The following is a 17,130-nucleotide window of genomic DNA, read 5'->3' on the forward strand; positions in this document are numbered from 1 at the left end:
TTTTTATTCCGTTTCAAGAAATGCAATTATTTCTTTTTTTCTGCGTGTTTTTTACGATATCCGTTGGGTGTTTCACCTACGTTTTTATAAAATGCAGCGTAAAAAGACTGACGGTTAGCGAAACCAACCATCGCACTGATTTCCTCTACATTCTTGTCGGCATATCTTTTATCCGTCAACAAGTGCAAAGCATCTTTTACTCTGTACTCGTTCAGCAGGCAAGAATAGTTCATACCAAAGCGAGAATTAACTACAGCCGAAAGATAACGGGTATTGGTTTTCAGTTCCTTCGCCAAATCTTTAGCCGAATAGTCAGGGTCTCTGTACTTCTTCTGTACAACAATGATGTTCAGAATCTTGTCATACAACTCATCTGCCAATTCTGGTCTGATTAAAGACCGGTAAGCAGCTTTCTTTTCTTTCTTCTCCCTTAAATTGTAAGGGCGTTTTTTAGGAGTTTCTTCCTGGGTTTTGTTTTCTAAATCACTCATTGAATTAACTGGTTAGGGTTTGTTTTTAAATATCACTATTAATTTGTAACTTTAGATGTCACAAATTTCATACATTATTTTGATATACACAACTTTTTCGTATATATTTTTGATATAAAAACAATCAAAATCGTCGAAAAGTGGGTAAAAAGGGGCGTTAATAAGAATATTTAACTTTTAATAACCCGGAAATAAAGCGTACCTTTGCCCGAAAGATGAATGAAAAATATCAAATGATACAAACCCTCAAAACTTATTTCGGTTATGACAGCTTCCGTCCCCTGCAGGAAGAGATCATCCGAAACCTGATGAGTAAGAGAGACGCGCTGGTTCTGATGCCCACGGGGGGAGGCAAATCAATCTGTTATCAGCTTCCGGCCTTGCTGATGGAAGGCACTGCAATTGTTATTTCACCTCTTATTTCACTGATGAAGGATCAGGTAGAATCTCTCTGTGCCAACGGAATACCTGCAGGTGCACTGAACAGCAGCAACGACGAATCCGAAAATGCCAACTTACGCAGGGCCTGTATCTCAGGCAAGCTCAAGCTGCTCTACATATCACCGGAGAAACTGCTCTCCGAAGCCGACTATCTGCTGAGGGATATGACCATCTCACTGTTTGCGGTAGACGAAGCCCACTGTATTTCGCAATGGGGACACGATTTCCGCCCGGAATATGCCCGGATGGGATTCTTACGTACTCAATTCCCCAACATCCCCATGATTGCCCTGACTGCCACGGCAGATAAAATCACAAGGGAAGACATTGTCCGCCAACTGCAACTGAAGCAACCGGAGATATTTATTTCATCATTCGACCGCCCTAACCTGAGCCTGTCTGTAAAAAGAGGCTACCAACCCAAGGAGAAGAGCAAAGCCATCGTAGACTTCATTGCCCGCCACCGGGGTGAAAGCGGAATCATTTACTGCATGAGCCGCAGTAAAACTGAAACAGTGGCACAGATGTTGCAAAAGCATGGCATCCGTTGTGGCGTTTACCATGCCGGACTGTCTGCCCGCCAACGGGACGAAGCACAAGACGACTTCATCAACGACCGGATCGAAGTGGTATGTGCCACCATCGCTTTTGGGATGGGCATTGACAAGTCGAATGTCAGGTGGGTGATACATTATAACCTGCCGAAAAGCATCGAAAGTTTTTACCAGGAAATCGGCCGTGCGGGGCGTGACGGTATGCCCAGCGATACGATTTTATTCTATTCATTGGGCGACCTGATTTTGCTGACAAAGTTTGCAACAGAAAGCAACCAGCAGAATATCAATCTGGAAAAATTAAACCGGATGCAACAATATGCCGAAGCCGACATCTGCCGGCGACGTATCTTATTGAGCTATTTCGGCGAAACGGCTACTGAAGATTGCGGCAACTGCGATGTATGCCGTAATCCGCCCGAGCGCTTCGACGGAACTGTCATCGTTCAAAAAGCCTTAAGCGCCATAGCCCGTACCAACCAACAGGCAGGCATAACTCTCCTGATAGATATCCTGAGAGGGAACCCGACTGCTGAAATCACCGAAAAAGCTTATACGGAGCTGAAAACGTTTGGAGCCGGAAGAGAAATCCCGGCGCGCGACTGGCAGGACTATTTGCTGCAAATGCTGCAAATGGGATACTTTGAGATAGCCTACAACGAAAACAATCACCTGAAAATAACAAAGAGCGGAAGTGACGTCCTTTTTGGCCGTGAGAGGGCAATGCTGGTTGTCATCCGGAGAGAAGAGCCTGCTACCGCCAGAAAGAGAAGAAAGACCGTAAACGTCCATGCACAGGCATGGGACGGAGAAAGCAGAAGCAAGGAAGAAGACCTCTTCGAGGCCTTGCGCGCGTTGCGCAAGCAACTGGCCGACCAGGAAGCACTCCCGGCATACATCGTGTTATCGGACAAAGTGCTGCACCTGCTCTGCCTGTCGCGTCCCACAACCGTCGAAGCATTCGGCAACATCAATGGGATTGGCGAATACAAAAAGAAAAAATACGGAAAAGAATTTGTCGCGCTGATCCGCCAGTTTGTATGACCGGAAGAGAAACCGCAACCGGATTTTGTCAAGAGCAGTTTTATGTTTTATTAACCGGGTAGGCTACCGGCCGATAACAATAGGAGATATTTTCATAACACATATTGTAATGCACCGGAACAAAGCTTCATCCGGGTCGGAAGACGGTGTCTGTCCGAGTCGGAGCAACCGTCTGTTTGGGTCGAAAAGCCGGGCTTTCATCATCCGAAAGCCGGGCTTCCCCCCATATACCCCGGCTTCCCGTGCCGATGAACAGAAAAGGCATAAAAAAAGGGAAAAGCTTTCAACTTCTCCCTTCTACCGTATTTTAATCTGAATATAGTTTATGATTACGCTTACAAAGATACGATAATCAACAGCAAAAGTCAAGCTTCCGGACTATTATTTTCCGAAATTATTTGCATTGTTGCATCTGTTCGTGAACATCGGCAGGGGGCACTCCCAGCGAAATAGCTTTCTCGAAATCTGCCTTCGCCTGCGACTTCTTTTTCTGGTCCAGATAGATATCCCCCCTCAGCAAATAGGCATCGACGGAGTTAGGCGCCAGGCGGATGGCTTCGTCCAAATCCACCAGTGCCAGATCTTCATGTTTCATATCCCGCTCTACATCGGCACGGGCCACATACAAAACGGCATCTTCGGGAAATTCCACCAACAATTGGTTCAGGAGATCGAGCGATTCACGAAATTTGCCCTCTTTCTGTTCCAAAGTTGCCAAGCCGAGGCGTCCGTTATAATTCTTCGGATCAATTTCCAGCAAACGCTGGTAGTCCAGACGAGCTCCTTTATAATCCCGCCGCAACATATAAATATACGCCCGCATCAGCAAGGCTTCCGTATTCTTCTTGTCCACATCCATCACCTGACAATAATCCACATAAGCCTTGTCCTGCATACCCTGCTCCAGATAGATGGCGGCACGGTTCAGCAAAATGGGCACGGCGAGCGGCGCAATGTTGAGTGCATAAGTATACGACTCGACAGCATCATTATAACGTCCCAGCTTGCGTTGCACCAAGCCGAGATTAGAAAACAACAGAGCATTATGGGGGTTCTTCGGTTCCAGTCTCAATGCCTGCTTCAAAAGATCCTCGGCTTGCGCCAGACTGTCTTTTCCAACACACTCGACGGCCTTCTCAGAAAGTTCCTGATAGGTCTGAGCGGAAAGGGATATGGAAAAGATGGAGAAAAGAAGGAGAAAGAGATACTTCCTCCCTATCCCCTCTTCCAAAAGAAAGGGAACAATGATAGTTTTTCGATTCATAAATAATCTATTAAAAACGAACCGGTAATGGGGAGTATACGCAGAGCATACAGTTTCTTTCTCCACAGATCGGTCAGAGGCCGATCCCCGGTTCATATATATTAAAATGTCAGACAAGCGCGAGTGTGCTTTTTAATCCAGAGGATAAGCGTCAAACGCAAATAACTCGGTAGAGAGATAACGCTCGCCGGTGTCGGGCAATAAAGCCACGATCCTCTTTCCTTTAAACTCCGGACGTTCGGCCAGCTTGCGGGCTGCATAAACAACGGCTCCGGAAGAAATCCCCGCCAACAGTCCTTCCGTAGAAGCCAATTCACGCCCGCCACGGATCGCCTCATCGTCAGGCACAGGCATGATTTCGTCTACAACCGAAGCATCGTAAATACCGGGAACAAAATTCGCCCCAATCCCTTGTATACGGTGGGGAGCGGCCTTCCCGCCTTCAAGTACGGGAGACGACGCCGGTTCCACAGCTACTATATATACATCCGGATTATGCTTTTTCAGTGCACGGGCCACCCCGCAAACGGTTCCGCCCGTTCCTACTCCCGCTACAAACACAGCCACCTGGCCGTCAGTGTCCTGCCAGATCTCTTCGCCGGTGAAGCGTGTGTGCACCTCCGCATTCGAAGGATTCTCAAACTGTTGCAGAATGACCGAACCGGGGATCGAATCTTTCAGTTCCTCAGCTTTGGCTATGGAACCGGCCATTCCTGCCAACCCGTCAGTCAATACAATTTGTGCTCCCAGTGCTTTCAACAGATTGCGACGTTCCAGACTCATCGTTTCGGGCATGGTCAGTATCAACTGATACCCTTTAATGGTAGCCACCATGGCCAGTCCCACACCGGTATTTCCGCTGGTCGGCTCGATGATCGTGGCACCGGGCTTCAGAACTCCTCTCTTCTCGGCATCCTCGATCATCGAAAGTGCCACCCGGTCCTTTACGCTTCCGGCAGGGTTAAATGACTCCAGTTTAGCGATAATATTCTCTTGCAGGCCGTATTTACGACTATAACCGGACAACTCCATCAACGGAGTATGGCCTATCAGTTCGGTAAGTTTCTTTGCGATTTTTGCCATATAGCTCTCTGTTTTACCACAGTTAATGCGCAAAGATAAAGAAAAGAATCGTACCTTTGTGACCGTTCAATCTTTTTAAGTATAGAGTTTATGAAGAGAAGACTTATCCAATTCGTCACGACTTATTTTCTTTTTGTCCTCATATTCGTCCTCCAGAAACCAATTTTCATGGGTTACTACCATACCTTATATAATAAGGTGTCATGGACTGATTATTTCTCCGTGATAGGGCACGGGCTTCCGTTGGACCTTTCGCTTGCCGGTTATCTGACCGCTATTCCCGGACTATTGCTGATCGCTTCGGTCTGGATACAACCTTCCATTATCCGCCAGATACGCCGGGTATACTTCATGATCATAGCCATCCTGCTATCCTGTATCTTTATCGGTGACTTAGGGTTATATGAATACTGGGGGTTCCGTCTGGATGCCACCCCGCTTTTTTACCTCTTTTCTTCTCCCAAAGACGCATTGGCCAGTGTCAGCATTTGGGTCGTAATAGCCGGACTGGCCGCAATCGCCGTTTATGCAGCCCTGCTTTACTGGATATTCTATCGGGTGCTGATTTATCAGAAGCAACCTCTGAAAATACCTTTCCACCGGTTAAGCGTATCCGGAGTTTTGCTGCTCGTCACCGGACTCCTGTTCATCCCGATACGGGGAGGCTTCACGGTGTCGACCATGAATCTGAGCAAAGCTTACTTCAGCAGCAACCAGCGACTGAACCATGCGGCCATCAATCCTTGTTTCAGCCTGATGGAGTCGTTGTCGCGACAGGATAATTTCGACAAACAATACCGGTTTATGACGGCTGAGGAGGCCGACAAACTCTTCGCGGAACTCAAGGATAAACCGGTTACTCCGTCCGACAGTGTTCCTCAGCTTTTCACTATCGAACGCCCGAACGTAGTATTAATCATACTAGAAAGCTTCTCGTCCAAACTGATGGAAACCCTTGGAGGAGAACCCAACGTAGCTATCAACATGGATCAGTTCGGACGTGAAGGGGTCTTGTTTACCCACTTCTTCGCCAACAGTTTCCGTACCGACCGCGGACTGGCAGCCATCATCAGTGGTTATCCGGCACAACCGACCACCAGCATCATGAAGTACCCGAAGAAGACGCAACACTTGCCTTCGATCCCCGGCAGCCTGAAAAAGGCAGGATACGACCTGCAATATTATTACGGAGGAGATGCCGACTTCACCAATATGCGTTCTTACCTGATTCAGGCAGGAATCGACAACATTGTTTCCGATAAGGATTTTCCTCTTTCCGAACGTCTCAGCAAATGGGGAGCACACGACCATGTGGTATTCAACCGACTGCTGAACGACCTGGAACAGAATCCTCCCAAAGAACCTTTTATGAAAATAGTACAGACTTCGAGCAGTCACGAACCTTTCGAAGTTCCGTTTCAACGGCTGGACAATCCGAGACTGAATGCTTTTGCTTATGCGGACAGTTGTGCCGGCGACTTTGTACGCCGGTTCAAAGAGACTCCTTTATGGAAGAATACGGTCATCATTCTTGTACCCGATCATCTGGGAGCCTATCCGCAGGATATAGACAACCTGACCGTAGACCGTTACCGAATTCCGTTGATTTTCATAGGAGGAGCGGTGAAAGAACCGAAACATATCGATACTTACGGTTCACAGATCGACATTGCCGCCACACTGCTGGGGCAACTGGGACTTCCGCACGAAGAGTTCGCTTTCAGTAAAAACATGCTTAACCCGGCCTCTCCTCACTTCGGATTCTTCACTTTCCCGAACGCTTTCGGAATGATGACACCGGAAAATGAAGTCGTATTCAACTGTGAATCGAACTCTGTCGTTTCGGACGAAGGAGAACATAAAGGAGAGAATTTACCCAAAGCTAAAGCATATTTGCAAAAACTGTACGACGACCTGGCTAAAAGATAATCACCCCATAACCCAACAACGATATGACTAACGACCTTATCCAGTCACTGGCCAACGTAGACCAGAACCTGCTGCTATACCTCAACGGTTTTCATAACACCTTTGCCGACTATTTCATGAGTACCTTCACCGGGAAATGGATCTGGGTGCCGATGTATGCCAGCATCTTGTATGTACTGCTAAAGAATTTCAACTGGAAAATAACTTTGTGCTGTCTGGCTGCCATCGCGCTGACCATTACTTTTGCCGATCAGGTTTGTGCCGGCCTGATACGTCCCGTCGTAGAGCGCTTGCGCCCGGCAAACCCGGAGAATCCGATCTCCGACCTCGTTCACGTAGTAAACAACTACCGGGGCGGACGCTATGGGTTTCCATCCTGTCATGCCTCCAACTCTTTCGGACTTGCCTTCTTCCTGGTTTTCCTGTTCCGCAAACAGTGGCTGAGCCTTTTCATTCTCCTATGGGCCACACTGAATTGCTATACACGCATCTATCTGGGAGTACACTATCCGGGCGACCTGATTGTAGGAGCTGTCATAGGATGCTGCGGAGCTGCACTGATGTGCTATCTGTTGAAGAAAATAGCCAAAGGCACCTCCTTCGGCAAAGTGAAACATACGGAAATCACGATCTATGCCGGTTTGCTGACCACGTTGGGAATTCTGATTTACGCTTTCATCATGGCATAATCATTCTTACTTTCGGAGTTCTGGAAAAGACCTCCTCTTTTAAAATACAAAAAGCCGACGGCAACGCGCTTCTTCCTTATGAAGCATGCGTTCCGTCGGCTTATCATCTTTATTATCAACCGTGAATCCGGCTACCGGTCATGTCTTCTTCGTACCCTTACTCATAGGCCGGATCTTGCTTCAGGACACCGCCTGCCTTGTCTATTTCGGACTGCGGAATGGGGAAGAATTCAAATGCAGGTTTATACACCTTGATATATCCCAGATAGGCGGGATCTTCCGCTCCGTTCACCAGTTTATCCATCAGCTTCCATCGTTTCAACTGGAAGTAACGTAAACCTTCAAAACAAGTCTCAATACGCCATTCGTTCCGGATACGTTCGCGAAGGTCATCCTGTGAAATACCTGCCCCGATAGCTGGCTGACCGGAGCGTGTCCTTACTTTGTTTATAGCATCCAGAGCTGTCGTAGTGGGTCCATGGGCTTCATTCTCCGCCTCGGCTATCATCAGCAATACATGAGCATAGCGCAACACGATTACATCTGCATCCGAAACAGTACTGTATCCGGGTGTCACATCCGTAGGCTGAATGTATTTGAGGGCGCTGAAACCGGTAGGTCCTTTATTATTCGATTCGTTCACCTGTACCTCCTCGTCTTTCCATCCGTCACTGGCAAAGTTAGCCATCATGGAGTGATTGACCGACTCATACAGACGGCGGTCCCTGTTCATGAACATCTTGGCACGTTCTGCTTTCTTCAGCGCATCATTGTTACCATACAATATGCTTTCGTCAGGACGTACGGTCAGAGGCGACTCTCCCCACGGTTTTCCATCCGTACATTCAAATGCATCCACCATATTGCGGGTCGGATCGAGAACAGCCCAGGCACCATAATACAAGTCCATGGAGTGAGTCAGGTTCGGACGCAGGAAGCGGACGGAGAACATGATTTCCGGTGATGCCAATTGTTTCTCAGAGATAAAATTGTCACGTACACGTGCTGCCAGGCTATATCCTTTGATACTCTGTAACAAAGTCAGCACCTCTTCCATCTTCGAAGGGATGGCCTTCCCATTGCTATCGTAGGCATCGAACAACAGAATTCTCGCCTTCAGAGCCTTGACAGCCGAAACGGTAAATCGCCCGGATGTCTGTGAGTCGGAATACAGTTTATCGGGCAATTCGCTGATAGCCTCGTCATAGTCGGTCATCACACGGTTCAACACTTCGGCACGGGTGGCCTTAGGCTGGTACATTGTGTTCAGATCGAGTGACTGGGTCACGACAGGCACTTCTTTGTAACACTGATACAACCATGAATAAAAGTAACCGCGCAACGCTTTACACTGTGCGAGCATAAACTTCTTATCGTCTGCACTGATATCCGATCCGGTATACTGTTCGAGTTGTTCCATCAGGATATGTACACGGGCAATGCCTTTATAGCAATTACCATAAATGTCGGTCACGAACCCGCCCTGATTGGGAGTAAGGTCTCCCTGGGCGATGGTCTTGGCCCAACCGTAGGTACCTTCACTGTGTTGCACGATTGCATTATCGGTCAATCCGTCCAGACAAGGCATAATCTGAGAGAATACACCGGAGTACATGACCGAATAGGTTCCGGCCAAAGCTGATTCAAAGTCACTCTTCTTCTGCCAGAATACGCTTTGCGAAGGACTTGACGGAGGATCTTTCTGAAGAAAGTCTTCACACGAGGTGGCACCGAAAAGTAATGTGGCAGCTAACAATATATGAATATTCTTTTTCATTGCATGTCCTAATTAAAATTCAACATTTAAACCAAACGAGTAGATTCTGTTTTGTGGATAGATGGCATCTCTTCCGTCACCGTTACGTTCGGGGTCGAGTCCTTTGTAAGGGGTCAGGGTCAACAGGTTGTCACCGGAGAAGTAAATACGTACTTTGGAGATGCTTGCCTTTTCGGTCCATACCCGCGGTAACGTATAGCCAAGTGTTACATTCTTCAACCGGAAGAAAGAAGCGTCTTTCAGATAATAGCTGTTGGGACGTGTATTCTTGCCTCCGCCCATATCCTGCCAATAAAGTTTGGGATGTTTGGCTCCATACGGGTTTTCTTCCGTCCACATGTGCTTGATATAGTCTTTGTTGGGAGAAGCGCCTTGCATGAAAGGCTGCACTCCCCAGTCAGTGGTGTAATATTTCTTATCAGCTACTCCCTGACCGATCAACGACAGGTCGAAGCCTTTCCAGGTGGCACTGGCATTGATGCCATATTCAAAGCCGGGGAAGCGTCCGGAGAAAGTACGGCGGTCGTAATTATCGATCACTCCGTCCGGTTTCCCATCAGGGCCGCTGATATCCTTATACTTCAGGTCACCCGGCTGGGTGTTGTCATTAAACTGCTTCGGCGAAGCGTCAATCTCAGCCTTGTCGGCAAATACACCGATGCACTCCAGCATGTAGTATTCATCGTAAGGCAATCCCTCACGTTTGATACTGTAACTTCCGATCTCCTCTGCGCCAAACTCAGTCAGTTTGTTGCGCGAACGGTCAAAATAAACACCGGCATTATAACGGAGTCCCTTGAGTGTGCCTCCCTTTACCATATTGGCATAATTCAGGGCAACCTCTATACCTTTATTCTCTACCGAGCCATTGTTTACAGTCGGAGCTGAAAGTCCGAGCAAACTGGACACCTGTGAAGAGCGCAAAATGTCATCGGTGGTCTTTTTATACCAGTCGAAGGTCACACTCAAACCATCAAACACCTGTAAGTCAAAACCGATATCGGTAATGGTAGTCGTCTCCCACTTGATGTTACGATTGGCATAAGCCGTCTGCTGATAACCGATAACCACTCCGTCCGAAGTTTTGGTAAACGGATAGTCATTTACCCCGGAGATCATGGCCTGATAAGGATAAAGCCCGATATTCTGGTTGCCCAACTGTCCCCATGAGCCTCTCAGTTTGAAGTTATTCAGCCAGTTGAGGTTCATTTTTTTTATGAACTCTTCTTCCGTAGCACGCCAGGCGACTGAGAATGACGGGAACACACCCCAACGGTTTTCATCGGAAATACGCGAAGTTCCGTCATAGCGCATATTGGCTTCAAACAGATAGCGCTCCTTGAAATTATAGTTGAAACGTCCGAATAAAGACTGGATAGCCCATTCTTCTTCACCTCCGCTGTTGCTCCAATCGGCCGTACCACCGGCATTGAGCACCGGCAGGTCAAAGGCAAAGTCCTTACGGTAAGCGTTGAGCGTTTCATATTTTTCCGATTCCTGATTATAACCTACCATCAAAGAGAAATTGTGTGCATTCTCCACCAGTGACAGGTCATATTTCAAGTAACTATAAAGATTGGTATAGAAACGGCGGCTATCGCCCACGCTCAGCCCCAATCCTCCTTTATCAAGCTCGGACGACTTCTCTCCGGTGTGGTAATCGTAAGTATAAGTCGTACTCCCTCTCCAGTCTTTACTTTTGTTCGACTGAAGGCGGGCAGCACCCTTGGTGTACCATGTCAATCCCTTAGCCAAGTTGATCTCTAACCACAACTGGGCATTAATATCGAAATTGTTGTCACGTTTCATCGCATTCTCTCCGATAATGGCAGGCATATTCTTGTTATGACTTTCGAACGAATAAGCCGAACTTGTCCAACGACGAATCCCCGTTCCGTCGTCCGGCAACCAAGGCATATAGGTCGGTGCTTGCGAAAGAGTAGAGAGGAATGCATCGTTCTGGCCTTGACGGGGTTGTTCCGTTTCCCCATACATCAGGTTGGCATAGGTTCCGACTTTGATGAAATTGGTAATGCGTGCGGTAAGGTCGATTGTGGCGTTATACTTTCTATATTTGAATCCACGCATAGTACCCGGCTGATCTACAAAATTCAAAGCCACGTTATAAGTAGTTTTCTCTGTACTTCCGGCCATCGAGAGATTATGTGTCTGCACTACGGCCGTACGGAACATATAGTCCTGCCAATCGAAATTGGGATATTGGGGGTCACCGACATTATTCCGATAGAGGTTGATCTGATCTTGGGTGTACTGCTTTCCGGTTCCGGAGTTCTTCCAGGCCAGATTTGCCAACTCCATATATTCTGCCGAATTGGTAATCCGGTCGTAGAGTTTGGTCGGTGTATGCAAACCAATATTCCCATGATAACTAATGCTCACCTTATCTCCCACGGCACCCTGCTTGGTAGTAACGAGAATAACACCGTTGGCGGCTCTTGCTCCGTAAATGGCTGCCGAAGCAGCATCTTTCAAAACGGAAACACTCTCGATCACACTGGGGTCGAGGTTGGTCATACTACCCGGTACGCCATTGATCAAGATCAAAGGATCTGATCCGGCAGAAGAGAAAGTCCCCTGACCACGGATACGGAAAGAAGTCCCTTCGCCACCGGGCTGTCCAAGCCCCTGATTGACACGCAATCCCGGAATTTGTCCTTGCAACAGGATAGCGGCATTGGCAACCGGTCGTTTCGAAATATCGTCACCGGTCACAGCCGATACCGCCCCCGTCAAGTTAACCTTCTTTTGGGTACCAAAGCCCACTACGACAACTTCATCCAGCTTCTGAGTATCCTCCTTCAGAACAATATTCATCGGAGTTCTCTCCGCTTTGACAATCTGTGTTTTATAACCAATATAAGAAATCTCAAAAGTGCTTCCTTCCGGAACATCCAGAGAGAATCTTCCTTTCAGGTCGGTAATACTTCCCAAAGTAGTCCCTTTTACCAATACGGATACACCAACGAGAGGTTCGCCGGCTTCATCGGTAACAATGCCGCTGGCTTTTACATTGTGCTGTTGTGTGACGGTAACTGCATCTTGCTTTAGGCTATCGGCCACAGCAAACTGGGGTGACATACATAATAGCAGCAAACTGGTACCTGCTATTTTGAGGCAATTCATTTCACGAGCTTTGATCAAACTCGGAAACAGGTTAGTTCTTTTTGTCATACATTAAATTTTTCGGTTAAACATAAAAAAAGGAATGTTCCATCCGGAAGATGTATAAATCCGGAATCAGTTTGGTCGTTCTTCTAAGTCTTCATAGGCCTTTTAGTTTTGATTATTAGTTTTCTGTCGACATTAAAACTTTGCTGAACTATGCTGATATCCTATTCCGAAAAACAATTCATTGGGGAGTAGTCCTTTCAGGACTTGGAAAGACAGGAATTTTGTACAGTTTATCAGAGTAAAAGCAAGAAATGCAGATGCTTTTTTGAAGGAACAACCGTATCATTTATACTTATTTGTACCCATATTCTACCAAACTAAAATATAATACACTGAATATATGCAACTTATATCTATAAGATAGAAATTAAGGATGCCGTTTCGATTTACTACAAAAGATTGGTTAGTTTAAGTTCTCTGGTATTTATTAAAAAAAAGATTCTATTTTTGCATTTTATTAATTCTTATTCTTATCTTTGCTGCATAACATCTGCCAAAGACTTAAGAGATGTGAATTATTTGTTAGCCTTAAAAGCTCCGAATTGCGTTTTCTACACTGCGGATATAGTCCTGAAAGAACTTAGCAATCCAATACGTACTCCAATCCTCCTCATATTTCTCTTACCGGCTCATCCGGGTGTAATCCAAGTTCTATGCCTAACTTTCTTCATCTTAGCGGCGAAGATATACATCTCCGCAGGCAAGATGTATATCTTGGCGGCGAAGACACACATCTTGGCTGCAAAGATGAAGTTTGATTGCCCTTTCAAGCAGATTTTCTTTCTATGCCTTAGGACTTTGGGCGAAATGAAATCTTATTTAAAATAGTGATTAATTTATGCCGGCTATTTGAACATTAATTGTTTTATCGTGGTATTGTAGAAAAAGAAGTAATGTTTTAGCAATTGTCCTATTTTCAAGTATTTGCACGGCATTACTATCAAAAGAACTCTTTCAAAGGCAAAGGTATCCCCAAAACATGAAATTCAGGCAGATGCAGAAAGGCATCCCGACAATTACAGGTCGTAAAACATCATTCTTAAATAAGTAACAAATAAAGCCAAAAGGAACATACCTGCATTTTTGAGGAACATCCCCCAATAGCTACTATTCCAAAAATAGTACGCCAGTAAATAGCTAAAAGTACTTATCCCTAAGAAAATAAGCACAGCAAAAAGTATCCAATATTCAAAACCGGCAGCTACCACCCCAACACACAATGTATTGACTCCCCACCACATCAGAAGATGATATAAGGCTAAGTTTGATAGATAAAAAATAATCTTTCCAAGTGTTTCCATAATCCGGCATTTATCATTTCCTTTTCATTTATTTGTCCCGAGGATATACTGCCACCGCTTCATTTTCTTTTTGTTTTCTGTCTGCGTGCGATTATCCACTGAGGACCGTCAGGAAATATTTTCAGGTTATCAAAGGTAAGATTTTGTACGTTACTTATTGAAATACTTTATATACCAGTCATAGAATTTTCGGATTCCTTCTTCTATGGAAGTAGAAGGCTTATAGCCAAAATCATTTTCCAACCGGCTTGTATCGGCATAAGTACATACCACGTCTCCCGGCTGCATCCCCATCATCTGCTTAACTGCCGTCTTACCCGCTGTTTTCTCAATCACAGAAATGAAATCCATCAGTTCCACAGGAGCGGAATTACCGATATTATAAATATAGAAAGGAATAGGATCGGCAGAAGGATGGGCGATGATCTTCATCAGCCCTGCGATGATATCGTCTATATAGGTGAAGTCACGACGCATCTGCCCATTATTGAATACTTTAATGGGATCTCCGTTCAGGATTGCTTTCATAAACAGGCATGGAGCCATATCTGGACGTCCCCACGGACCGTACACTGTAAAGAAACGCACACCGGTAGTCGGTATACCGTACAGTTTGCTATAAGCATGGGCCATCAGTTCATTCGACTTTTTCGTCGCTGCGTATAAACTTACCGGTGTATCGGCCTTATCCGTCTCAGCGTAAGGCACCTTGTCATTCAGCCCATAAATACTGCTTGAGCTGGCATATACCAGATGGTTCACCGGGTAATGACGGCAACACTCCAGCAAATTCAGGAAACCTACAACATTCGATTCGATGTACGCATAAGGATTTTCTATCGAATAGCGCACACCCGCCTGGGCTGCCAGATTAACCACAACATCAAAATGTTCGGATTCAAACAAGTGGTTCAGTCCGTCACGATCAGTCAAATCGATCTTAATAAAGCGATAAGAAGGGTATTTAGAACTTGGTAACAATACACCATCTTCTATCGACTCTTTTGCTATACCAGTATCAGCAAGGCGGTCGTACTTCAACTGCACATCATAATAAGAATTGATTATATCCAACCCTACAACTTCGCAACCCTGTGCTATCAATGCTTTTACTGTATAAGAGCCGATAAAACCGGCAGCTCCTGTCACTAATACTTTCATGATTCAATCTTATTTAGAGTACCATTACGGAAAAACGGCCTATAACATAATGTTCCTTACCGTCAACAAATTTCTGCAGTTCCTTGTTCGAACGTATTTTCTTATTCGAAATCATCAGGATGGTATTCTGATATTTATTATCCAAAACTTCTTCTTCAGTCACTTCTTTCACACCTTCGTGCAGGTAGACATCCATATTCTCAGGACGACGTACATTCAGGACACAATAACCGGAAGTGCCTTTCTCTTTGGAAAGTTCCACTGCTTTCCGGCATAATTCGGAATAACCCAATTCACTGTTAATGGCAGGTACATCCCAACCGCCCACAAAGATAGCACAAAACAATCCGAAGGCAAGCGTATTGATAGTCTTGTTCAACGATTTCTTCCGATAGAGGAAATACAGAGCCGCACAACCACTAACTGTCAACACTCCACCGGCCACGTAAAAAAGCTTCTGTCCCAGAAATTCGGTGCCCGGCATTCGTCCCAACACGATAAGAGCGGGCAGGCCTGCCACAAAAACAACGGCAGGAAGAACCAACGTCAACGCCAGCCATTGATTCCATCGGAAATGTGATAGCAAAAGTACGGCCAGATAGACAAAAAATGGGAAAGTCGGTGCCAAATAGACGGCAAGTTTACCACTGAAACAAGACAACATCAGCAAAGTACTGAGGATGATTACCATAAAGAAACGCTCCAGATCTGAACGGATTAACCGACGACATGCCCCGGCCACAATCACCCCTATCAGCAATAACGCCCAAGGAGCCAACGAATACCAAACGGAAATAAAATAATAATAGAAGGGTGCACTATGGTCGAAAGCATTGACAGCCCGTCCTACAGTCTGGCGGAATAGCAGATCATGCAGATAGTTCAAACCTCCCTCTTCCCAACAGACACCACCAAACCAGATGAAACATCCTAACAGTAGCACGGCAAATGTCTTCCATCCCCAATAGCGTCCGAAGGTTTTCACACGCCCGGTGATAAGCAGAAAGACAAAAGTAGACAGCAAGGGTACCAGTATACCGACCGGACCTTTGGAGAAAACAGCCATAAAAATATAGAAGGGAAACAGAAAGGCATTCCGGTTCTTGCTGCCCTGCCCTTTCAACATCCGGTAGAAAGTACGGAGGGCAAGAACGATGAACATACACATCAGCATATCCATACGCAAAACAACTGCCAACCCTAAAAACAAGCCGCAACTCATCAACATTAGCTGTGCCGAAAGACGATTGGCCGCAGATGTTTCACGTTCTACCCACCGATCCATTACCAGCATAATCACCAGAGCAGGAATGAAAGAGAAAAGTGACGCAAACCACATGGCATGACTGCCCAGCAACCATTTGCCCAGCATCAGAATCCAGAAATACAAAGGAGGCTTATCGGCATATTGCACACCGTGATTGGTGAACGTAAAAATATCACCATTGCGCAGTGCCTCATCGACAATGCTCAGATAGCGTAACTCATTGGAGGGAGTATAATCCCGGAAAATCAGCACCGGCAATACTGCCAGCAATAATAAAAACGGAAGAAATTTACTTTTCATAGGCAACTGATTGCTTGGAGCTTTTACGCCCAATCATCAGATTGCGAAAATAGGCTACGAAACCGACCGACTGACCCAAAATCAGAACCGGATCGAGACGGAATACACCGTATGCCACAATAACCGATGAACCGACCAGACTGATAATCCAGAAACCGGCAGGCAGTAAAGACTCTTTATGATGGAATGAATAAGCCCATTGATATACAAAACGAAGAGTGAAAATGACTTGCCCCATTGAACCGAAGACCAACAGCCAGAGAGGCACCTTTTCATTTCGGAAAAAACTATCGATAAAGTGTTGTGCATCATGCAGCATAAAAGCTGCTGCAATAATGGGGGTAATTACCAGCAGAGTTTTCAGTACCCCGTGCAATTTATTCCAAATACCCTTCTCGTTCAGATTCCACAAATAGATATAATAAGAAATAAACTGTCCGAAGATAATAGAAAAATCATCACGCAACCACCCATAGATACACAACAGATAAGAACCGGCAATGCTCAGAATCCAAAATATGGAAGGAGATACTACCTTCTTTGCTTTTTCCGATAGTACCCACTGGAATATGATGCGCGCAGAGAAAAAAGCCTGCGCCAAAAAACCGATTACATAAATAAAACCGTTACCTCCCAC

12 protein-coding genes are annotated in these 17,130 nt (G+C 45.9%); 3 read left to right on the forward strand and 9 right to left on the reverse strand.

Features of this window, described 5'->3' with window-relative positions; all coding sequences use genetic code 11:
* Window positions 1-26: 26 nt before the first annotated feature.
* Window positions 27-491, reverse strand: coding sequence for an AraC family transcriptional regulator (locus tag DBK98_RS20535; RefSeq protein ID WP_005780854.1), 465 nt, complete (start codon window positions 489-491; stop codon window positions 27-29).
* Between the two features lie 233 nt (window positions 492-724).
* Between DBK98_RS20535 and recQ the strand changes: the two genes are divergently transcribed.
* On the forward strand, window positions 725-2,530 hold the full coding sequence (recQ, locus tag DBK98_RS20540; RefSeq protein ID WP_005807850.1) for a DNA helicase RecQ: 1,806 nt from the start codon (window positions 725-727) through the stop codon (window positions 2,528-2,530).
* A gap of 394 nt (window positions 2,531-2,924) precedes the next feature.
* Here the strand turns inward: recQ and DBK98_RS20545 are convergent, their stop codons facing one another.
* Both DBK98_RS20545 and cysK read right to left on the reverse strand, forming a co-directional pair.
* Window positions 2,925-3,794 (reverse strand): lipopolysaccharide assembly protein LapB, encoded by an 870-nt coding sequence (locus DBK98_RS20545; RefSeq protein ID WP_044300679.1) that lies wholly within the window; start codon window positions 3,792-3,794, stop codon window positions 2,925-2,927.
* 132 nt (window positions 3,795-3,926) lie between these two features.
* Entirely contained in the window at window positions 3,927-4,877 is a 951-nt protein-coding gene (cysK, locus tag DBK98_RS20550) for a cysteine synthase A (RefSeq protein WP_005807854.1), read from the reverse strand.
* A 90-nt stretch (window positions 4,878-4,967) separates the two neighbouring features.
* Between cysK and DBK98_RS20555 the strand changes: the two genes are divergently transcribed.
* Together DBK98_RS20555 and DBK98_RS20560 are read left to right on the forward strand one after the other, a co-directional pair.
* Entirely contained in the window at window positions 4,968-6,806 is a 1,839-nt protein-coding gene (locus DBK98_RS20555) for an LTA synthase family protein (RefSeq protein WP_164932438.1), read from the forward strand.
* 23 nt (window positions 6,807-6,829) lie between these two features.
* On the forward strand, window positions 6,830-7,495 hold the full coding sequence (locus DBK98_RS20560) for a phosphatase PAP2 family protein (protein ID WP_005807857.1): 666 nt from the start codon (window positions 6,830-6,832) through the stop codon (window positions 7,493-7,495).
* Between the two features lie 157 nt (window positions 7,496-7,652).
* Here the strand turns inward: DBK98_RS20560 and DBK98_RS20565 are convergent, their stop codons facing one another.
* The 6 genes from DBK98_RS20565 to DBK98_RS20590 form a co-directional block, all read right to left on the reverse strand.
* Window positions 7,653-9,272 carry a RagB/SusD family nutrient uptake outer membrane protein gene (locus tag DBK98_RS20565; RefSeq protein ID WP_005807859.1) on the reverse strand — a complete coding sequence of 540 codons (1,620 nt, stop codon included), beginning with the start codon at window positions 9,270-9,272 and terminating at the stop codon, window positions 7,653-7,655.
* A gap of 12 nt (window positions 9,273-9,284) precedes the next feature.
* On the reverse strand, window positions 9,285-12,464 hold the full coding sequence (locus tag DBK98_RS20570) for a TonB-dependent receptor (protein ID WP_032535607.1): 3,180 nt from the start codon (window positions 12,462-12,464) through the stop codon (window positions 9,285-9,287).
* A gap of 1,016 nt (window positions 12,465-13,480) precedes the next feature.
* Window positions 13,481-13,765, reverse strand: coding sequence for a hypothetical protein (locus tag DBK98_RS20575; RefSeq protein WP_032535606.1), 285 nt, complete (start codon window positions 13,763-13,765; stop codon window positions 13,481-13,483).
* 150 nt (window positions 13,766-13,915) lie between these two features.
* Window positions 13,916-14,926 carry an NAD-dependent epimerase/dehydratase family protein gene (locus tag DBK98_RS20580; RefSeq protein WP_032530700.1) on the reverse strand — a complete coding sequence of 337 codons (1,011 nt, stop codon included), beginning with the start codon at window positions 14,924-14,926 and terminating at the stop codon, window positions 13,916-13,918.
* Between the two features lie 13 nt (window positions 14,927-14,939).
* Entirely contained in the window at window positions 14,940-16,493 is a 1,554-nt protein-coding gene (locus DBK98_RS20585; RefSeq protein ID WP_032535605.1) for a glycosyltransferase family 39 protein, read from the reverse strand.
* Window positions 16,483-17,130 (reverse strand): lipid-A-disaccharide synthase N-terminal domain-containing protein, encoded by a 648-nt coding sequence (locus tag DBK98_RS20590; RefSeq protein ID WP_005807865.1) that lies wholly within the window; start codon window positions 17,128-17,130, stop codon window positions 16,483-16,485. Before DBK98_RS20590 ends, DBK98_RS20585 begins: the two co-directional genes overlap by 11 nt.

It is taken from the genome of Bacteroides sp. PHL 2737 (assembly GCF_004115325.2).
Taxonomy (GTDB): Bacteria; Bacteroidota; Bacteroidia; order Bacteroidales; family Bacteroidaceae; genus Bacteroides; species Bacteroides hominis.